This window comes from Chromobacterium sp. ATCC 53434 (genome assembly GCF_002848345.1).
Classification (GTDB): domain Bacteria; phylum Pseudomonadota; class Gammaproteobacteria; order Burkholderiales; family Chromobacteriaceae; genus Chromobacterium.
In genome coordinates, this window is the sequence record NZ_CP025429.1 from 5,081,030 (window position 1) to 5,098,881 (window position 17,852).

At 67.4% G+C, this 17,852-nt stretch carries 21 protein-coding genes; 16 read left to right on the forward strand and 5 right to left on the reverse strand.

Annotated features, from left to right (window positions below):
- Positions 1 to 106 precede the first annotated feature (106 nt).
- From hisC to CXB49_RS22860, 14 genes are all read left to right on the forward strand, one after another.
- A complete protein-coding gene (gene hisC / locus CXB49_RS22795) occupies positions 107 to 1,183 on the forward strand; it encodes a histidinol-phosphate transaminase (RefSeq protein ID WP_101710484.1) in 1,077 nt (358 codons plus the stop codon).
- 7 nt (positions 1,184 to 1,190) lie between these two features.
- Positions 1,191 to 1,784, forward strand: coding sequence for an imidazoleglycerol-phosphate dehydratase HisB (gene hisB, locus CXB49_RS22800; RefSeq protein WP_101710485.1), 594 nt, complete (start codon positions 1,191 to 1,193; stop codon positions 1,782 to 1,784).
- Positions 1,781 to 2,419: an imidazole glycerol phosphate synthase subunit HisH gene (hisH, locus tag CXB49_RS22805; RefSeq protein ID WP_101710486.1), complete on the forward strand. Its 639-nt coding sequence runs from the start codon at positions 1,781 to 1,783 to the stop codon at positions 2,417 to 2,419. Before hisB ends, hisH begins: the two co-directional genes overlap by 4 nt.
- Positions 2,420 to 2,440: 21 nt before the next feature.
- Positions 2,441 to 3,181: a 1-(5-phosphoribosyl)-5-[(5-phosphoribosylamino)methylideneamino]imidazole-4-carboxamide isomerase gene (gene hisA / locus CXB49_RS22810; RefSeq protein WP_101710487.1), complete on the forward strand. Its 741-nt coding sequence runs from the start codon at positions 2,441 to 2,443 to the stop codon at positions 3,179 to 3,181.
- A gap of 70 nt (positions 3,182 to 3,251) precedes the next feature.
- Positions 3,252 to 4,016, forward strand: a complete 765-nt coding sequence (hisF, locus tag CXB49_RS22815; RefSeq protein ID WP_101710488.1) for an imidazole glycerol phosphate synthase subunit HisF — start codon at positions 3,252 to 3,254, stop codon at positions 4,014 to 4,016.
- Entirely contained in the window at positions 4,013 to 4,423 is a 411-nt protein-coding gene (locus CXB49_RS22820) for a hypothetical protein (RefSeq protein ID WP_101710489.1), read from the forward strand. Before hisF ends, CXB49_RS22820 begins: the two co-directional genes overlap by 4 nt.
- Positions 4,414 to 4,818 (forward strand): phosphoribosyl-AMP cyclohydrolase, encoded by a 405-nt coding sequence (hisI, locus tag CXB49_RS22825; RefSeq protein ID WP_101710490.1) that lies wholly within the window; start codon positions 4,414 to 4,416, stop codon positions 4,816 to 4,818. Before CXB49_RS22820 ends, hisI begins: the two co-directional genes overlap by 10 nt.
- 114 nt (positions 4,819 to 4,932) lie before the next feature.
- Complete coding sequence (locus tag CXB49_RS22830; protein WP_101710491.1) at positions 4,933 to 5,259, forward strand: phosphoribosyl-ATP diphosphatase; 327 nt, start codon at positions 4,933 to 4,935, stop codon at positions 5,257 to 5,259.
- Positions 5,260 to 5,274: 15 nt separating this feature from the next.
- The gene (locus CXB49_RS22835; protein WP_101710829.1) at positions 5,275 to 5,598 is read left to right on the forward strand and encodes a histidine triad nucleotide-binding protein; all 324 of its coding nucleotides are present in this window, start codon (positions 5,275 to 5,277) and stop codon (positions 5,596 to 5,598) included.
- Between the two features lie 37 nt (positions 5,599 to 5,635).
- On the forward strand, positions 5,636 to 5,842 hold the full coding sequence (gene tatA, locus CXB49_RS22840; RefSeq protein ID WP_101710492.1) for a Sec-independent protein translocase subunit TatA: 207 nt from the start codon (positions 5,636 to 5,638) through the stop codon (positions 5,840 to 5,842).
- Positions 5,843 to 5,861: 19 nt separating this feature from the next.
- The gene (gene tatB, locus CXB49_RS22845; protein WP_101710493.1) at positions 5,862 to 6,377 is read left to right on the forward strand and encodes a Sec-independent protein translocase protein TatB; all 516 of its coding nucleotides are present in this window, start codon (positions 5,862 to 5,864) and stop codon (positions 6,375 to 6,377) included.
- On the forward strand, positions 6,374 to 7,126 hold the full coding sequence (tatC, locus tag CXB49_RS22850; RefSeq protein ID WP_101710494.1) for a twin-arginine translocase subunit TatC: 753 nt from the start codon (positions 6,374 to 6,376) through the stop codon (positions 7,124 to 7,126). The genes tatB and tatC overlap by 4 nt, the downstream gene beginning before the upstream one ends.
- Positions 7,123 to 7,467, forward strand: coding sequence for a DUF2069 domain-containing protein (locus CXB49_RS22855; RefSeq protein ID WP_101710495.1), 345 nt, complete (start codon positions 7,123 to 7,125; stop codon positions 7,465 to 7,467). Before tatC ends, CXB49_RS22855 begins: the two co-directional genes overlap by 4 nt.
- A 223-nt stretch (positions 7,468 to 7,690) precedes the next feature.
- Complete coding sequence (locus CXB49_RS22860; protein ID WP_101710496.1) at positions 7,691 to 9,322, forward strand: methyl-accepting chemotaxis protein; 1,632 nt, start codon at positions 7,691 to 7,693, stop codon at positions 9,320 to 9,322.
- Positions 9,323 to 9,382: 60 nt separating this feature from the next.
- Here the strand turns inward: CXB49_RS22860 and CXB49_RS22865 are convergent, their stop codons facing one another.
- The 5 genes from CXB49_RS22865 to CXB49_RS22885 form a co-directional block, all read right to left on the reverse strand.
- Positions 9,383 to 10,183 (reverse strand): TatD family hydrolase, encoded by an 801-nt coding sequence (locus tag CXB49_RS22865; RefSeq protein WP_233492895.1) that lies wholly within the window; start codon positions 10,181 to 10,183, stop codon positions 9,383 to 9,385.
- On the reverse strand, positions 10,171 to 10,848 hold the full coding sequence (locus CXB49_RS22870) for a hypothetical protein (RefSeq protein ID WP_101710498.1): 678 nt from the start codon (positions 10,846 to 10,848) through the stop codon (positions 10,171 to 10,173). The genes CXB49_RS22865 and CXB49_RS22870 overlap by 13 nt, the downstream gene beginning before the upstream one ends.
- Positions 10,849 to 10,960: 112 nt before the next feature.
- Positions 10,961 to 12,727 carry an ABC transporter ATP-binding protein gene (locus tag CXB49_RS22875; protein WP_101710499.1) on the reverse strand — a complete coding sequence of 589 codons (1,767 nt, stop codon included), beginning with the start codon at positions 12,725 to 12,727 and terminating at the stop codon, positions 10,961 to 10,963.
- Positions 12,717 to 14,459 (reverse strand): ABC transporter transmembrane domain-containing protein, encoded by a 1,743-nt coding sequence (locus CXB49_RS22880; protein WP_101710500.1) that lies wholly within the window; start codon positions 14,457 to 14,459, stop codon positions 12,717 to 12,719. The genes CXB49_RS22875 and CXB49_RS22880 overlap by 11 nt, the downstream gene beginning before the upstream one ends.
- A 119-nt stretch (positions 14,460 to 14,578) precedes the next feature.
- Positions 14,579 to 15,496 carry a bestrophin family protein gene (locus CXB49_RS22885; protein ID WP_101710501.1) on the reverse strand — a complete coding sequence of 306 codons (918 nt, stop codon included), beginning with the start codon at positions 15,494 to 15,496 and terminating at the stop codon, positions 14,579 to 14,581.
- Between the two features lie 311 nt (positions 15,497 to 15,807).
- Between CXB49_RS22885 and CXB49_RS22890 the strand changes: the two genes are divergently transcribed.
- Together CXB49_RS22890 and CXB49_RS22895 are read left to right on the forward strand one after the other, a co-directional pair.
- The gene (locus tag CXB49_RS22890) at positions 15,808 to 16,452 is read left to right on the forward strand and encodes a hypothetical protein (RefSeq protein ID WP_101710502.1); all 645 of its coding nucleotides are present in this window, start codon (positions 15,808 to 15,810) and stop codon (positions 16,450 to 16,452) included.
- A gap of 49 nt (positions 16,453 to 16,501) precedes the next feature.
- A complete protein-coding gene (locus CXB49_RS22895; RefSeq protein WP_101710503.1) occupies positions 16,502 to 17,593 on the forward strand; it encodes a radical SAM protein in 1,092 nt (363 codons plus the stop codon).
- Positions 17,594 to 17,852 lie beyond the last annotated feature (259 nt).

Below are 17,852 nucleotides of genomic sequence, written 5' to 3' on the forward strand. Positions count from 1 at the left end.
CGCGGCCCGTCGGGCGCGCGGCGGTGGTCCGCCGCGCCCGGACGCGTTACGATGCTTTTTTGCCCGTTCGCGGGACGATGACGGCGCTAGGCGCCGCAGATACACGATGACGACCAAACTGAGCACCAAGCAACTCGTCCGCGACGAGATCGCCGCGATCAAGGCCTACCACGTGGCGCCGGCCGCGGGCTTCATCAAGCTGGACGCGATGGAGAATCCGTGGCCGCTGCCGGTGGCCTTGCAGCACGCGCTGGCCGTCGAGCTGGCCCAGGTGGCGCTGAACCGCTATCCGGACGCCAACGGCGGCGGCCTGAAGGACGATCTGCGCGCCGCCTTCGCCATTCCGGCCGCGGCCGACATCGTGCTCGGCAACGGCTCGGACGAGCTGATCACGCTGGTGACGCAGGCGCTGGCGCGCCCCGGCGCCAAATTGCTGGCGCTGGAGCCGTCCTTCGTGATGTACAAGATGAACGCGCTGTTCTCCGGCCTGCAATACGTCGGCGTGCCGCTGCGCGATGATTTCACGCTGGATCTGCCGGCCACGCTGGCCGCCATCGAGCGCGAACGGCCGGCGGTGGTCTTCGTGTCCTATCCGAACAATCCGACCGGTCCGCGCTACGCCCGCGACGAGGTGATGGCGATCTGCCGCGCCGCGCCGGGTCTGGTGGTGGTCGACGAGGCCTATCAGAGCTTCGCCTCCGACAGCTTCATGGACCTGGCCGGCGAGCTGGACAATCTGTTGGTGATGCGCACGCTGTCCAAGCTGGGCCTGGCCGGCATCCGCCTGGGCTACGCCGCGGCCAGCCCGGAGTGGATAGCCGAGCTGGACAAGGTGCGGCCGCCGTACAACGTCAATGTGCTGACGCTGGCCGCCGCCCGCTTCGCGCTGCAATACCTGGACGTGTTCAACCGCCAGGCGGCCGAGCTGCGCGCCGAGCGCGCCAAACTGTTCGACGCGCTGGCCGCGCTGCCCCGGCTGACGGCGTTTCCGTCCGAGGCCAACTTCGTCACCGTCCGCGCGCCGGACGCGCCGGCGCTGTTCCAGCATCTGAAGGCGTCCGGCATTCTGATCAAGCAGCTGCACGGCAGCCATCCGCTGCTGGAGAACTGCCTGCGCCTGACCGTCGGCAGCCCGGACGAGAACGCCGCGCTGCTGTCCGCCATACAACGTTTTTTCGCCTGAAGCCGCAATGAGAACCGCTACCGTCACCCGCAACACGCTGGAAACCCAGATCACCGTCACGCTGAATCTGGACGGCACAGGCCAGGGCCGCTTCGAGACCGGCGTGCCCTTCCTCGACCACATGATGGACCAGATTGCCCGCCACGGGCTGATCGATCTGGACGTCAAGGCGGTCGGCGACCTGCACATCGACGCCCACCACACGGTGGAGGATATCGGCATCACGCTGGGCCAGGCCTTCGCCCGCGCCATCGGCGACAAGAAGGGCATACGCCGCTACGGCCACGCCTATGTGCCGCTGGACGAGGCCTTGAGCCGCGTGGTGATCGACCTGTCCGGCCGTCCCGGCCTGGTTTACGACGTCGATTACACCCGCGCCAGCATCGGCCAGTTCGACGTCGACCTGTTCTCCGAATTCTTCCATGGCTTCGTCAACCACAGCATGGTCACGCTGCATATCGACAATCTGCGCGGCCACAACAGCCACCACCAGGCCGAGACCATCTTCAAGGCCTTCGGCCGCGCGCTGCGCATGGCCTGTGAGCACGACGAACGGATGGCGGGCATCACGCCGTCGACCAAGGGGACGCTGTCGGCATGAAAGTCGCAGTCATCGATTACGGCATGGGCAATCTGCACTCGGTGCTGAAGTCCCTGCAGGCGGTCAACGAGATCGGCGCCGACATTTTCCTGACGCGCGATCCGGAGGCGGTGCTCAAGGCCGACAAGGTGGTTTTCCCCGGTCAGGGGGCGATGCCGGACTGCATGCGCGAATTGAACCGCCACGGTCTGGCCGACGCCGTCGGTGAAACTACGTGGAACAAGCCGTTTTTTGGTATCTGCGTCGGCGCGCAGCTATTGTTCGATCATAGCGAGGAAGGCGATACCGCCGGGCTGGGGCTGTTTCCCGGCAGGGTGCTGCGTTTCGCCGACGATCTCGTCGCCAACGGCGAGCGGCTGAAGGTGCCGCACATGGGCTGGAACCAGGTTTATCAGACCCGGCCCCATCCGATGTTCGCCGGCATCGCCGACGGCGAGCGCTTCTATTTCGTGCACAGCTACCATTTTGCGCCGGCCGACGCGGCGCTGACGCTGGCGGAGAGTGATTATCCGCAGCGGTTTGCCAGTATCGTCGGGCGTGGCAATATATTCGCCACGCAGTTTCACACCGAAAAGAGCCACCGGGCCGGCCTTCAGATGATGAAGAACTTCCTGGCCTGGGACGGCAATGTTTAACTCACGTTTCGACTTAGCACCATGCTGCTGATACCCGCGATAGACCTGAAAGACGGTCAATGCGTGCGCCTGAGACAGGGCGCGATGGACGATGCCACCATCTTTTCCGACGATCCGGTCAAGGTTGCCGCCCACTGGCGCGACCAGGGCGCCAGACGATTGCATCTGGTCGACCTGAACGGCGCCTTCGCCGGCAAACCGAAGAATCTGGCGGTGATCCGCGATATTCTCGGCGAAGTCGGCGAAGACATGCCGGTGCAACTGGGTGGCGGCATCCGCGACCTGGACACGATAGAGGCCTACCTCGACATGGGCCTGGCCTATGTGATCATCGGCACCGCCGCGGTCAAGACGCCGGGCTTCCTGCACGACGCCTGCGACGCCTTCCCCGGCCAGGTCATCGTCGGCCTCGATGCCAAGGACGGCATGGTGGCCATCGACGGCTGGGCCAAGATCACCAATCACAATGTGATCGATCTGGCCAAGCGCTTCGAGGACTACGGCGTCAACTCGGTGATCTATACCGACATCGGCCGCGACGGCATGATGACCGGCGTCAACATCGAGGCCACCGTCAAGCTGGCGCAGGCGCTGACCATCCCGGTGATCGCCTCCGGCGGCCTGACCAATCTCGACGACATCCGCGCCTTGTGCGCGGTGGAGGACGAGGGGGTCGAGGGCGCCGTCACCGGCCGGGCGATCTACGAGGGCAGCATAGACTTCGCCGCCGCGCAGACGCTGGCCGACGAACTGGCCGGCTGAGCCGGCCGACCACGCCGGCGGCGGGCTCGTCCCGCCGCTTCGGCGTGCCTGAAGCTTTCTGGAAACGCACATGCTTGCCAAACGCATCATCCCCTGCCTGGACGTGACCGCCGGCCGCGTGGTCAAGGGCGTCAACTTCCTGGGCCTGCGCGACGCCGGCGACCCGGTGGAGATCGCCCGCCGTTACAACGAGCAGGGCGCCGACGAGCTGACCTTCCTCGACATCACCGCAAGCTCCGACCAGCGCGACATCATCCTGCACGTCATCGAAGCGGTGGCCGAGCAGGTGTTCATTCCGCTGACCGTCGGCGGCGGCGTGCGCAGCGTCGCCGACATCCGCCGGCTGTTGAACGCCGGCGCCGACAAGGTCAGCATCAATACCGCCGCCGTCACCGATCCGGACTTCGTCCGCGAGGCGTCCGAGCACTTCGGCAACCAGTGCATCGTCGTCGCGCTGGACGCCAAAGCGGTGACGCCGGAAAACGACCGCTGGGAGATCTTCACCCACGGCGGCCGCAAGCCGACCGGCCTCGACGCCGTCGAATGGGCGCGCAAGATGCAGGCGCTGGGCGCCGGCGAAATCCTGCTGACCAGCATGGACCGCGACGGCACCAAGGTCGGCTTCAATCTGCCGCTGACGCGCGCGGTGTCCGACGCGGTGAACATTCCCGTCATCGCCTCCGGCGGCGTCGGCAATCTGCAGCACCTGGTCGACGGGGTCAGGGACGGCCACGCCGACGCGGTGCTGGCCGCCAGCATCTTCCACTTCGGCGAATACACGGTGGATCAGGCCAAGCAGGCGATGCGCGCCGCCGGCATCAAGGTCAGGCTGTGAAAACCCTGGCCGCGTCTCTGCTCGCCTTGTCCGTCGGGACGACGGCGGCGGCGGACGCTTCGAGGCTGGCCGCCGGACTTTGGCAGATCGACGTGACCAGCGGCGACATGCAGTCCGGAAGCGGGACGCTGTGCGAGAAAGCGCCGATGACGGTGCTGGAGATGGCGGCCCAGGTGGTCGGGGTGCCGGCCGGCGCGGAATGCGCGCTCTCCGGCGCGGTGGAGGCGCCGGGCATCAGCCGTTACCGCTGCAAGCTGAAGGACGGACTGGAGATGGAAACGGTGTTTTTCTGGCAACGGCTGCAAGCGGACGAATGGACCGCCGGCAGCGTGGTCAAGTTGCGGCCGGCCAATCAGGAGGCCGCCGCGTTGCAATTGCGGCTGCGCCGCGTGGGAGAATGCAAGTGAGCAGTGTGAGCGCGTCCTGGCTGGACGAAGTGAAGTGGGACGACAAGGGCCTGGTCACCGCCATCGCCCAGGATGCCGCCAGCGGCCGGGTGCTGATGGTGGCGTGGATGAACCGCGAAAGCCTGCAGCTGACCGCCGACACCGGCATCGCCCACTACTGGAGCCGCTCGCGGCAAAAGCTGTGGAAGAAGGGCGAGGAGTCCGGCCATCTGCAGACGGTCAAGGAGCTGCGCCTCGATTGCGACGGCGACGTGATCGTGATGCAGATCGAACAAATCGGCGGCATCGCCTGTCACACCGGACGGGAGAGCTGTTTTTACCGTCGTTTCGACAACGGCGGCTGGACGACGGTGGACGCCGTGCTGAAAGATCCGCACGCGATCTACCACCGCTGAATTGCTGCCGGTCAACGCTGGCGGCGCCGGCCGGGTTACAATGGGCCGGTTTTGTCAGAATGTCATGCCCGCGCCGTATACTGTCAGGTCGGCGGGCTCAAAGGATCGCACGATATGACCCCGGATGTGTTGAAAAGCATCGCCGACACGCTGGAAGCCCGGCGCGAGGCCAATTCCCAGTCTTCCTACGTGGCCTCGCTGTTTCACAAGGGCGAGGACGCCATCCTGAAGAAGGTGGCGGAGGAGGCGGCCGAGACGCTGATGGCGTCGAAGGACAAGGACAAGCTGCACCTGGTGCGCGAAGTGGCCGATCTGTGGTTTCACACGATGGTGCTATTGGCATATCATGGCCTGCGGCCGGAAGACGTTGTAATGGAGTTGCATAGGCGCGAGGGCATTTCCGGCCTGGACGAGAAAGCCTCGCGCAAACCCACAGTCTGAACGACGGAACACATGATGAGCGACTGCCTTTTCTGCAAGATCGTGGCGGGCCAGATTCCCGCCAGCAAGGTTTACGAAGACGACGACGTGCTGGCCTTTCACGACATCCGGCCGATCGCGCCGGTGCATTTCATGATCATTCCGAAGCGGCACGTCGACTCGCTGGCCCACTGCGGCCCGGAGCATGAGGCGGTGCTGGGCAAGATCCTGACGCTGGCGCCGAAACTGGCCAGGGAGCAGGGCCTGGAGTCCGGCTTCAAGACCGGCATCAACACCGGCCGCGGCGGCGGCCAGGAAGTGTTCCATCTGCACGTGCACGTGTTCGGCCACAAGGGCTGAGACGGCACCCGTTTTTCGAAACCGAGGAAGAGTCACAATGGGTTCTCTGAGCATCTGGCATTGGTTGATCGTGCTGTTGATCGTGGTCTTGGTGTTCGGCACCAGGAAGCTGCCCGGCATAGGCAAGGATCTGGGCAACGCGGTCAAGGGCTTCAAGGAAGGCATGGCCGAGGGCGGCAAGGATGCCCAGCCGCCGGCCAAGGACGCCGGCCGCATCATAGACGGCGAAGCCGACAAGAAATAACCACGGACGGTGACGCGGCGTGCTTGACATCAGTTTCGGCGAATTCGTCCTGATAGGCGTGGTGGCGCTGGTCGTGCTCGGCCCGGAGCGGCTGCCGACGGTGGCGCGCACCGTCGGCGCGCTGGTGGCGCGGGCGCAGCGTTTCGTCGCCACCGTCAAGGCCGATATCCAGCAACAGACCAATCTGCAGGAGCTGGACAGCCTGCGTCAGAACCTGCAGGACGCGGCCCACAGCTTCCGCGGCCAGCTGGAGGCCGAGGTGCAGCAGGCGCGCGACGCCGTCGGCCAGCACGCGGCCGAGGCGCGCGAGCTGGCCGAGCAGGCGGCCCAGCCGTTCGACGAGGCCGGCCGCACGATACACGGCGGCCTATCGCCGGACGCCGCGCCGCTGTTTGCCGAAGAGGCGGCGCCTGTGCCGGAGGATCCGGCGGCGCAGGCCGACGTTCCGCCGCGCGACGACAGCCAGCTCGACCTGTTTGACGATCCGCCGCCGCATCGGCCGGCCCCCCAACCCGCATCCGTACCACGCGAATGAACGAACAACCGCTGCTCGCGCACCTGATCGAGCTGCGCACCCGGCTGGTGCGCGCGCTCCTGGGCATCGCCCTGACCTTTCTGTGCCTGTTCCACTGGTCTTCCGATATCTACCACCTGCTGGCCAAGCCGCTGCTCGACGCCTTGCCGCAGGGCGGCAGCATGATCGCCACCGAGGTGACGTCGACCTTCTTCGTGCCGATGAAGGTGACGATGCTGGTGGCCTTCCTGATCTCGCTGCCGAACACGCTGTACCAGGTCTGGGCCTTCGTCGCGCCCGGTCTGTACAGCCATGAGAAGAAGCTGATCATCCCGCTGCTGCTGTCCAGCCTGCTGCTGTTCCTGACCGGCATGGCCTTCGCCTACTTCCTGGTGTTCCCGGTGGTGTTCCACTTCATGTCGGCGGTGACGCCGGCCGGCGTCAGCATGATGACGGACATCGACAAATACCTGTCCTTCGTCCTCGGCATGTTCCTGGCCTTCGGCGCCACCTTCGAGGTGCCGGTGGTGGTGGTGCTGCTGACGCGGATGGGTGTGGTGTCGGTGGCCAAGCTGCGCGAGGGGCGGCCGTACGTGATCGTCGGCGCCTTCGTCATCGCCGCCATCGTCACCCCGCCGGACGTGTTGTCGCAGACGATGCTGGCGGTGCCGCTGTGGCTGTTGTACGAGGCCGGGGTCGTGGTGGCGGCGTTGTTGGAGCGCAAGGCCAGGGCCCGTCAGCAGACGGAGTCCGCGGAGTCTGCGCCATGAGCCGCGACGGTTTCCGCAGCGGCGCGGCGGCGTCGCTGATCGCCCTGATCGCGCTGACGCTGGCCTGGGAGCTGTGGCTGGCGCCGCTGCGTCCCGGCGGCTCCTTCCTCGCCTTCAAGGCGCTGTTCCTGCTGTTGCCGCTGCGCGGCATCCTGGCCGGCAAACTCTACACCTACCAGTGGTCCAGCATGTTCATCCTGGCCTTTTTCACCGAGGGCGTGATGCGGGGCTGGGCCGACCAGGGCCTGGCGCAGCGGATGGCCTGGTGTGAAGTGGCGATCAGTACACTATTCTTTATCTGTGTATTGGGATTTGCCAGGAGCTTCAAGCGCCGCGTTTGAGTTTGACTCCGCGAGCTTGCCGACCGGTGGCCAATGCCGCCGGTTTTTTTTTGAGTTTTTTGATATTGCTTTCGCGTGAATTCAGCCATTCCGAATGTTCGTGCTGGCTGCTCGCCGCGGCGGTCTACTAGAATCGCAGCATAGGAGCCTGTTCGAAAGGCGCTGACAACGGATCGGACTCAGTCCGGCCAAGTTTCAATAACATCGGGTGTGGGGAAGGATAATGCGGAATTTGTCTATCGCGGCAAGGATTACTCTCGGCTTCGCGCTGCTGTTGGCGGCGCTCATTCTGACCGGGCTGCTGACGCAGCTCGGACTCGGCAAGATTTCCCAACGGGTGGCGGAAGTCAGCTCGCACGAACTGGTGTTCTACACCGACATCGTCGAGCTGCAGCGCGACATGGGCAATCTGCGCCGTTTCGAGAAGGACTATTTCATCAATATCGCCGACGACGCCAAGCGGGCAGATTACCTCGGCAAGTGGAAGGCGACGCAGGAGCATGCGCAGAAGGCGATCAGCCAGGCGGCTTCCCGCCCGCTGAACGATCAGGCGGCGCAGCAGCTGACCAAGCTGTCCACGCTGCTGTCCGGCTACGCCGACGGCGTCGGCAAGGTGTCGGCGCAGGTGGAGGGCAAGCACATCACCGCCACCGCCGACGCCAACAAGGAGCTGGACAAGTACAAGGACAACATTCATCAGATGGAGGGCGTCAGCGCCGATCTGGGCAAGGCCGCCGCCGATGCAGTGGGCCTGTTGGACGAGCAGATCGACGCGACAGCCTCCTCGGTGGGCAAGCAGTTGCTGACCGAGATCCTGATCGCGCTGGCGGCCGGCGTCCTGGTGGCCTGGTTCATCATCACGTCGATACGCCGACCGTTGCTCAGCATGCGCGACGCCAGCCACGAACTGGCCGATCAGCGCAACCTCAGGCTGCAATTGCCGGACTTCGGCCAGAACGAGCTGGGCAGCGTCGCCGGCTCGCTGGCCAAGCTGGTCGACAGCGTCCGCACCGTGGTGGTCGAGTCGCAGGGCCATTCCACCCAGCTGGCGCAGGCGGCCGGCAAGCTGTCCGGCGTCAGCGAGCATGTGTCGTCGGCGGCGCAGCAGCAGTCGGAAGCGGCGGCCAGCGGCGCGGCGGCGATAGAGCAGATGTCGGTCAGCATCAATCTGGTGGCCGACAGCACCAAGGACGTCGAGCGCCAGGCGCGGCTGACGATGGAGCAGGCGGCCTCCGGCAGCGACCTGGCGCAGCAGGCCGCCGGCGAGATTCGCCAGGTCGCCAGCAGCATCACCGACACCGCCACGGTGATGGATGGCCTGAACCGGCGTTCGGCCGACATCGGCGACATCGTCCGGGTGATCCACGACATCGCCGACCAGACCAATCTATTGGCGCTGAACGCGGCGATCGAGGCGGCGCGCGCCGGCGAGATGGGCCGCGGTTTCGCCGTCGTCGCCGACGAGGTGCGCAAGCTGGCCGAGCGCACCAGCCAGGCCACCACCGAAATCTCCAGCCATATCGACGGCGTGCTGGCCGACACCCAGCGCGCCTACCAGAGCATGCAGCAGGCCAATAGCCGCATCGAGACCGGCGTGGTCAGCGCGTCCAGCGTCGCCGACGCGCTGGGGCAGATCCGCGAGTTGGCCGAGCAGTCGGTGGAGCGCATCACCGACATCGCCAACGCCATCACCGAGCAGAGCCACGCCAGCCAGGAAGTGGCGCGCAATGTCGAGCAGATCGCGCAGATGAACGGCCAGACCAATCAGGCGGCCGGCGAGGCCAGCGCGCTGGCCGGCGAGTTGCGCGGGCTGTCCCACCAGCTGGACGACTGCCTGCAGCGCTTCCGCACTTGAGCGCGACGGCGTCGCAAACGAAAAGCCCCGGTTCTCCGGGGCTTTTTTCTTGGAGCGGGCTCAGTCCAGCGCCAGCGCCGCCAGTGTGTTGGCGTGCAGCGCCTGCCGCAGCGTCTCTTCCGCGACGCCGCGCAGCCCGGCCAGGATCCCGACGAAGCGGGCCAGCTGCGCGGGCTCGTTGGGCACGTCCTGCGCGTATTCCGGCCGGATGTCCGGCGCGTCGGTTTCCAGCACCAGGCTGGGGAGCGGCAGCGTCGCCGCCAGCGCCCGGATGCGGCGCGAGCCGCTGTAGCTCATCGCGCCGCCGAAGCCCAGCTTGAAGCCCTGGCCGATGAAGGCCCGAGCCTGCTGCTCGCTGCCGTTGAAGGCGTGGGCGATGCCGCGCTCGATTTTCTGCTCGCGCAAATGCTTCAGCACCCGGTCCACCGAGCGGCGCACGTGCAGCACCACCGGCAGGCCGTGCTTGCGGGCCAGCTTCAGCTGTTCGACCAGCAGCGCCTCCTGCCGCGCGGGGTCCAGTTCCGGCAGGTAGAAGTCCAGGCCGATTTCGCCGACGGCGACCGGCGCGTGCGCGGCCAGCGCCGCGTCCAGCAGCGCCAGGTGTTCGTCCAGATGCCGGTCCAGGTAGATGGGGTGCAGGCCGAAGGCGATCCAGCAGCCGTAGCGCTCGCGCATCGCCAGCACATCGTCGAAGTTGCCGGCCGTCACCGCCGGCAGCAGGAGCTGGCCGACGCCGGCCGCCTGCGCGCGCGCGACGACGCCGTCTACGTCGGCGCGCAGTTCGGGCGCGTCCAGATGGCAGTGGCTGTCTATCAGGCAGCCGGCAGCCGGCCGGAAGTCGAAGCGGCTCACAGCTTCCACGTGAATCCCAGCAGCGTCTGCCAGCCGGCGTCGCGCCCGCCCAGCTCGGCGCCCCAGCGGCTGCCGGCGCCCAGGTCCAGCGTCCAGTGGCGGCCCATCGGATGCGACATCACCAGCAGCAGATTGCTCTGCTCCAGCCGCCAGCCGGAGCCGTTGTCGTCGTGGTTCAGCGATACGCGGCGGGTGTGGTCGGACAGGCTGGCCCAGCCGAGCAGGCCGAAGCGCTGGCCGCGCCAGTCGAACAGCGGGGCGTCCAGGCTGGCCACCAGCAGGCGGCCGCGGTTATGGTCGCCGATGCGGTCGGCGTAGCCGAAGGACAGGCTGCCGTCCCTGGGCAGATCGATGCCGTAGCGCGCCACCGACATGCTCTGCGACACGCCGCCGCCCAGGCTCCAGACCGGTTCGCTGGCGACGCCCAGCGACACCCAGCCGCCCGGCGCCGGCAGCGCCCAGCCGCCTTCGCCGTCCTGGATGTACAACGCGCCGAAACGGGTGCGGTATTGCAGGTCGACGCTGGGTTGCAGCCGCGACGAGCTGCCGTAGGCGGTCTGTCGGGTCATCAGCTCGGTGCTGATCGACAGGTCGAGGTCCTTGCCGTCGTCGGCGCGGCAGGGCAGGGCGGCCAGCAGGCAGAGCAGGCTGGCGAGAGCGGGTAGGCGGAACATCGCGACTCCGGTGTTTGCGGGGAGGGGCCTGGCTCGGCGTTCACCGCGGCAGTTTACGACGATATCGGCCGCTTCGCGCTGTTGATGGCGAACGCCGGCCTCATCGCGCCGCTCACGCCTCCTCCGCCTCGTCGGCCTGCAGCTGTTGCAGCAGATAGAGCCGCTGGTAGATGCCGCCCTGGCGCATCAACGCGTCGTGGGTGCCGGTTTCGGCGATGCGGCCGTGGTTCAGCACCACGATGGCGTCGGCGTCGCGTATCGTCGACAGCCGGTGGGCGATCGAGATCAGCGTGATCTTGCCGGCCAGCCGCGCCAGCGCCTGCTGCACCAGCTGCTCGGTCTCACTGTCTATCCGCGAGGTGGCCTCGTCCAGCAGCAGGATGCGCGGCTTGCCGGCCAGCGCGCGGGCGATGGCGACCAGCTGCTTCTGTCCGCTGGACAGCCGCGCGCCGCTTTCGCCCATCTCGCTGTCGTAGCCGTTTTCCAGCGACAGGATCAGCTCGTGCACGCCGGCGGCGCGGGCGGCCGCCTCGATCTCGCCCTGCGGCAGGCCGCGGCCCATGTCTATGTTTTCGCGGGCGCTGGCGGCCAGCAGGAACGGGTCCTGCGGCACCAGGCCGACGCCGGCGCGGAAGGCGGCGTCGCCTATTGCGTCCAGCGGCTGGCCGTCGACCAGGATCTGGCCTTGTTGCGGACGATAGAAGCGCAGCAGCAGCGACAGCAGCGTCGATTTGCCGCTGCCGGTATGGCCGACGATGCCGATGAAGGCGCCGGCCGGAATGTCCAGGCTCAGATCGTGCAGCACCGGATGCGCCGGCTGGTAGCCGAAGCGCAGGTCGCGGAAGCTGACCGCGCCGTCGCCGATGCTGCCCTGTTCGGCCGGCCGCGGCGCTGTCTCTTCGTCCAGCAGCTGGCCGACGCGGCCGGCTGCCACCAGCGCCTGCTGCAACTGGCCGAACTGCAGCGTGATCTGGATCAGCGGCTCCACGACCCGGCCGATATAGCCGACGAAGGCGTACAGCACGCCGATCTCGACGACGCCCAGGCCGCGCTGGCCGTAGCTGTGTATCACCGCGACCAGGAGCAGCACGTTCAACAGGTCCAGCGCCGGGCGCAGCAGCCAGGCGTTGGCTTGCAGCTCGCGCCGCCGGGCCTGATAGTAGCGCTGATTGGTGTCGTCGAAGCGGGCGATGAAACGGCCTTCGGCATTGCTGGCCTGCAGCACGGCGATGCCGGAGATCGACTCCGCCATCTGTGCGTTGATGTCGCTGCGCAGCGCGCGGGAGCGGGCCACCGACGGCGCGCTGAGCCGCTGGTACAGCCAGACGATGCCGATGGTGGCCGGGAACAGCAGCAGCGTCACCAGCATCAGCCGCCAGTCCAGCCAGGCCATCGCCGCCAGCGCGCCCAGCACCACGATGCTGCTGTTGAGGATGACGAACAGTGCCTGCACGTACAAGGCCTTGACCGACTCGGTGTCGTTGGTGACGCGGCTGACCAGCTGGCCGGTGATGGCCTGGTCGAAAAAGGCCATCGGCAGCCGGATCACGTGGCGGTAGACCCGTTCGCGCAATCGCAGCACCGAACGCATCGCGACGCCGGCCAGCCGCACCAGCTGCCGGTAGCGCAGCAGGGCGGCGGTCAGGCCCAAGAGCAGGCTGGCGGCCAAGAGACCGGAGATGGCGGGCCAGTCGGCCCGGTGCGGCAGCAGATAGCTGTCGATGAAGATCTTGCCCAATAGCGGCGCGGCGGCCTCCAGCAAGGCCGCCAGCATCAGCCACAGCGCGCCGCGCACGAACTGGCCGCGGTCGGGGCGGGCGGCGTCGGCCAGCAGCGCGGCGGCCTGGCGTATCGGTGTGCGGCGGGTGTCAGATTGCATCGAGGCTGGCCTCCAGTTGCTGATAGCGCCATTGGCCGGCATACCAGCCGGCCTGTCGCAGCAGTTGTTCGTGGCTGCCCTGCTCGACGATGCGGCCATGCTGCAGCACTACGATGTGATCGGCGTCGGCGACCGCCGACAGCCGGTGGCTGACGATGACCACGCTGCGGCCCTGCCGCGTCGCGCGCAGATGCTCGAGGATGCGGGTTTCGGTCTCGGTGTCCACCGCCGACAGCGCGTCGTCCAGCAGCAGCAGCGGCGCTTCGGCCAGCAGCGCGCGGGCGATGGCCAGCCGCTGGCGCTGGCCGCCGGACAGCGTGACGCCCTTTTCTCCTACCGGCGTGGCGTAGCCCTGCGGCAGCCGCAGGATGTCGTCGTGCACGGCGGCCTGCCGCGTGACCCGCTCGATGTCCTGCTGGCTGGCCTCCGGGCGGGCCAGCGCGATGTTTTCCGCCACCGTCGCCGAGAACAAAAAGGCTTCCTGCGGCACCCAGCTGATCGCGCCGCGCAGCGTGGCCAGCCGGTAGTCGGCGATGTCGGCGCCGTTCCAGCGTATCGCGCCCTGCTGCAGCGGGTATTGCCGCATCAGCAGCTTCAGCAGCGTGGACTTGCCGCTGCCGGTCGGGCCGACCACGCCCAGCGTGCTGCCGGCCGGCAGCTGGATGCCGACCTGCTGCAGCGAGGCCGGGGCGTCGGCGGCGTAATGGAAGGTCAGTTCCTCGACCGTCAGCGCGCCGGGAACCAGCGTGTCCAGCGCGCCGTCGTCGGCCACCTGCGGCGCCTCGTCCAGCACCGGCTGCAGCCGCAGCCAGGCGGCGGCGCCGCGCTGCAGCAGCGACAGCACCCAGCCGGCGGCGAACATCGGCCAGATCAATTGCACCAGATACATATTGAAGCTGGTCAGCGCGCCTATGGTCAGCTGGCCCTGCCACACCAGGTAGCCGCCGACCGTCAGCGTGATCAGCGTGGCGAACACCAGGGTGGCGCCGACCACCGGCTCGAAGGCGGCCTCCCAGCGCTGCGCCTCGAAGCTGCTGTCGGAGGCGGCGGCGGCCAGCCGCGACAGCTCGGCGTCGTTGCGCGCCTCCAGCCCCAGCGCCCTCAACGTGCGGACGCCGGACAGCGTCTCCTGCACATGGTCGTTGAGCTGGCCGAAACGGGACAGCGCCTCGCCCCATTCGCGGTGGATGTGATTGGAGATGCGGGAGAAGGCCAGGGCCATCAGCGGGAACGGCAGCAGCGCCGCCAGCGCCAGCCGCCAGTCGACGCCCAGCGTCATCATCGCCAGCACCAGCACCAGGGTCAGCATGCCGTCGAAGCCGGCCAGCATCGCCTCGCCGGCGGCCATTTCCACCGAGTCGATGTCATTGGTGGCGCGCGCCATCAGGTCGCCGGTGCGCTGGCGCTGGAAGAAGGCCGGCCCGTGGGCGGCCAGCTGCCGGTACAGGCGGGTGCGCAATTCCACGCCCAGCCGGTAGGAGGCGGAGAACAGCTGCAAACGCCAGCCCACGCGCAGGAAATAGATCGCCAGCCCCATCGCCAGCAGCTTGGCCAGCTCGGTCAGCAGCGCGTCGCCGGCCAGCCGGTTCGCCACCAGCGCGTCGACGATGCGGCCGACCTGGCGCGGGATCAGCACGGTCAGCACCGCCACCGCCGCCAGCATCAGGGCGGCCAGGATATAGGATCGCCAATGGCGCAGGACGAAGCTGGACAGCAGGCGGGACAAAGTCATCGGGCGGCGGCGATTGGTTCGGGACGGTCCATTCTATGCAAAGCCAATTGTCATGACTAGCGCGCTTTTGTTTCACTCGCGCGGCCCGGTCGGCAGGAAAACCTGCCGCGAACGGACTTTCAGTACTGGTAGACGCCGAGGCGCGGTGGCGGTTCAATCTCCAGCGGCAGGCCCTGCATCTCGCGCAGCGACGATTCTATCGTATGGCACAGCGTCGACAGCGGCAGATCGTTGCCCTCGGTGCCGAACGGCTCCTCCAGCTCCTCGGCGATCTGTTCCAGCGCGAAATAGGTGTAGGCGATGAAGACCGCGATCGGCGGCGTCAGCCAGCCTATGCTGCTGGCCAGCCCGGCCGGCAGCAGCAGGCAATAGATGGTCACCGTGCGGTTCAGCAGCACGCGGTAGGTGAACGGCATCGGCGTGGTGGCGATGCGTTCGCAGCCGCCGAGGATTTCCGACAGCGTGTTCAGATTGCGGTCCATCGCGTGCCACTGCAGCTCGCTGAGCCGGCCCGCGCGCTGCAGCCGCTGCGTCTCGCCGCCCAGCCAGGCCAGGATCAGCGCCGGGCGGAAGCGGCCGGCCATGATGCGCTCGCGCGCTTCCGCCGGCAGCAGCCGCCGCAGATGGTCGTCGGCGTCGTCGCCGCGCAGCTGGGCCTTCAGCGCGTAGGCGAAGGTGCACATCGCGTCGAGCAAGCGGCGGCTGTCGGCGTCGTCGCCGAGCGCGGCCAGCGTCTGCCGGCCCAGCGAACGGCTGACGATCAGCAGGCTGCCCCACAGCTTGCGCGCCTCCCAGAAGCGCTCGTAGCTGACCGAGTTGCGGAAGCCGAGAAAGATCGCCAGCGACACGCCCAGCAGCGTGAAGGTGGGGATGCCCAGCGACGATTCGCGCAGGCTTTGCAGCCACCAGTGGCGGATGGCGGCGGCGACGACGGCGACCGTCAGCACCATCAGCAGCCGCGGCAGGATGCGCGGCAGCACCGAGCCGTGCCAGACGAAGAGCAGACGGAACCAGGACGGGGTATTGCGGACTATCATGGCGTGGCGATGCGGCGGGGTAAAATAGAATGTTACACAATTATCTGCATCGAAATGGTGGCGATGTGATTGCCGGATGAGCCGGGTTCCGCCGGTGCCTGGCCTGCCGGCGAAAACCTGACATAAAGAACAGGTTTTGCCGATACCAATCGTTCTATAACGAACGAATTGCGCAAAGGGGTTTGTCCGCGCGGCCGCGCCCATGGCCCGTCCGCGCGTCGTGCCGCAGCGTCGGCCGGCTTCGGACGACGGCCCCCGCCATCCTCCTGTCGTCGTCGCGGATGTTCCGTGTTCCCCCGACGGGAGGCATCATGAAGACCACCACCATCCAGCCGGTCAAGCCGGCGCAGAGCGCGCCGCTGGTTTTGCCGGCCGCGCAGCTGCGCAGCAATGCCCAGGCGCTGTTTGCCCAATTGAACAACGATGCGGCCGCGCGCACCGAATTCATTCACAACCCGGCCGGCGTGCTGGCGACCAAGGTCGGCCAGCGCCAGCTGCCGCCGCAGCAGGTCTCCGACGTCAACCGGCTGCTGTTCTCCATGCTGGCCAATGACGGTTTCCGCCAGTGGATGGACGATTACCAGGCCAGCCCGGGCGGCAAGCCGGTCGGCGAGGAGCAGTTCAGCAAGGATTTCGCCGCGGCGGTGCTGAAGTTCGCCGACGCCGACCTGATCCGGGCGATGTTCAAGCTGGCCAGCGACGGCTTTGGCCTGCCGGGCTTCGGCAATTCCGCAGAGCAATTGCTGATCGGCCCGGAAAAAAGCCTGGTCACGCCAGCGGCGACGCCGTCGACATCGGACCAGACGCTACGTTCCAGCCAGAACTTCAACGGCTTCGCCTCCGGCCTGTCGCTGGGCTTTGCCGGCGTGATCGACGCGGCGCTGTTGCGGACGGTGATCAGCCAGCTGGTCGATCAGGCCAAGCAGATGCAGGCCGCCGGCCAGCTCCGGGTTTGAACTCGGGCCGCGGCGCGCATTGTCGGCGCGCCGCGGCGGGAGAGCGCACATGATTGCCGATATGCCGATCCCGGGTTTGTTCCGGGGGCCCAAGACCCTGTCCATCATGCCCACCTACGCCTGTCCGGCCGCCTGCGAGCATTGCGCGTCGATGAGCCATCCGAAGGCCAGGGAGAACCTGACATTGCAGACAATGTTGTCGGCGATAGACCAGGCCAGGGCGCTGGGCTTCTACAATGTGGTGTTCACCGGCGGCGAGGCCACGCTGCGCTGGCGCGATCTGCTGACCGCGATCCGCCACGCTAGCGGGCTGGGCTTTCCGGTGCGGCTGGTCAGCAACGCCCACTGGGCGGTCAGCGCGAAAAGCGCCGACCGCCGGCTGGACGCGTTGCTGGAGGCCGGGCTGACCGAGATCAACTACAGCACCGGCGACGAGCACGCGCGTTTCGTGCCGCTGGAGCGGGTGGTGGAGGCTTGCCTGGCCGCGACGCGGCGCCGGCTCAAGGCCTGGGTGATGGTGGAATTGCGCGCGGCGCGCGCGGTGACCGCCGCCTCGGTCACCGGCCATCCGCGCATCGCCGCGCTGGAGCCGGAGGACAGGGCGCTGATCGAGATCGTCGAAAGCCCGTGGATGCCGCTGGACCCGGGCCAGGTGGAGGACTACCCGGCCGGCGTCGCCGCCGACAATCACAATCTCAAATCCTTCCGGGTCTGCTCCAATGTGCTGCAGACCTACACGGTGCAGGCCGACGGCCGGGTAGGCGCCTGCTGCGGCATCGGCATGCGGCAGATTCCGGAACTCAGCGTCGCCACCGTCGCGCAGCCGGATTTCCTGTCCCGTGCGGTGGAGGCGGCGGAGAGCGACTTCCTCAAACTGTGGCTGCATTACCTGGGGCCGGAGCGGGTGCTGGCCTGGGCCGCCGCCCGGGACCCCGGCATACGCTGGGAGGGCATGTACGCCCACCACTGTCAGGCTTGCGCCCGCATCTACCGCGACGAGGCGGTGCGCCGGCTGGTGCGCGAGCACTACGAGGAAATGATCGCCGAAGTGCTGCAGGCCGCCTGGCTGGACGAGCACCACGTGCCGGTCGAATCGCGCCGTGTCGCGGAGAACCGTTGCGCCTGCGAGCGGCAGGCGTGACAGTGTCCCGCGGGCATATGACTAGGCCATCCGTTGCGGGATGGCCTGGTGTCTGGCATGGTCGGCCCGGAGGGGCGACCATCCGGTGCGGGAGTCCAGGCGGGTCGCTGGCAGCTTGACCGACGCCGGGGGACAGGGCTCCTGGCCTGCGTGGCATGGTCTGGTGAGGGCTGCTTGGACTGGCCGGACTCTGGCGCCGGATAGGAAAATCTGGCTGAAAGGGTGTCCGTGTGCGCCGCTATCTTGCTCTCCGTGGTGA

Bases quoted from the DNA above. Each gene is read 5' to 3' on its own strand.
- CXB49_RS22855 (WP_101710495.1), top strand. From the start codon at position 7,123: ATGAGCCGCGACGGTTTCCGCAGCGGCGCGGCGGCGTCGCTGATCGCC.
- CXB49_RS22860 (WP_101710496.1), top strand. From the start codon at position 7,691: ATGCGGAATTTGTCTATCGCGGCAAGGATTACTCTCGGCTTCGCGCTG.
- CXB49_RS22830 (WP_101710491.1), top strand. From the start codon at position 4,933: ATGACCCCGGATGTGTTGAAAAGCATCGCCGACACGCTGGAAGCCCGG.
- CXB49_RS22870 (WP_101710498.1), bottom strand. From the start codon at position 10,848: ATGTTCCGCCTACCCGCTCTCGCCAGCCTGCTCTGCCTGCTGGCCGCC.
- hisB (WP_101710485.1), top strand. From the start codon at position 1,191: ATGAGAACCGCTACCGTCACCCGCAACACGCTGGAAACCCAGATCACC.
- CXB49_RS22880 (WP_101710500.1), bottom strand. From the start codon at position 14,459: ATGACTTTGTCCCGCCTGCTGTCCAGCTTCGTCCTGCGCCATTGGCGA.
- tatC (WP_101710494.1), top strand. From the start codon at position 6,374: ATGAACGAACAACCGCTGCTCGCGCACCTGATCGAGCTGCGCACCCGG.
- hisF (WP_101710488.1), top strand. From the start codon at position 3,252: ATGCTTGCCAAACGCATCATCCCCTGCCTGGACGTGACCGCCGGCCGC.
- CXB49_RS22835 (WP_101710829.1), top strand. From the start codon at position 5,275: ATGAGCGACTGCCTTTTCTGCAAGATCGTGGCGGGCCAGATTCCCGCC.
- hisI (WP_101710490.1), top strand. From the start codon at position 4,414: ATGCAAGTGAGCAGTGTGAGCGCGTCCTGGCTGGACGAAGTGAAGTGG.
- CXB49_RS22890 (WP_101710502.1), top strand. From the start codon at position 15,808: ATGAAGACCACCACCATCCAGCCGGTCAAGCCGGCGCAGAGCGCGCCG.
- tatA (WP_101710492.1), top strand. From the start codon at position 5,636: ATGGGTTCTCTGAGCATCTGGCATTGGTTGATCGTGCTGTTGATCGTG.
- hisH (WP_101710486.1), top strand. From the start codon at position 1,781: ATGAAAGTCGCAGTCATCGATTACGGCATGGGCAATCTGCACTCGGTG.
- CXB49_RS22885 (WP_101710501.1), bottom strand. From the start codon at position 15,496: ATGATAGTCCGCAATACCCCGTCCTGGTTCCGTCTGCTCTTCGTCTGG.
- hisC (WP_101710484.1), top strand. From the start codon at position 107: ATGACGACCAAACTGAGCACCAAGCAACTCGTCCGCGACGAGATCGCC.
- CXB49_RS22875 (WP_101710499.1), bottom strand. From the start codon at position 12,727: ATGCAATCTGACACCCGCCGCACACCGATACGCCAGGCCGCCGCGCTG.
- hisA (WP_101710487.1), top strand. From the start codon at position 2,441: ATGCTGCTGATACCCGCGATAGACCTGAAAGACGGTCAATGCGTGCGC.
- CXB49_RS22895 (WP_101710503.1), top strand. From the start codon at position 16,502: ATGATTGCCGATATGCCGATCCCGGGTTTGTTCCGGGGGCCCAAGACC.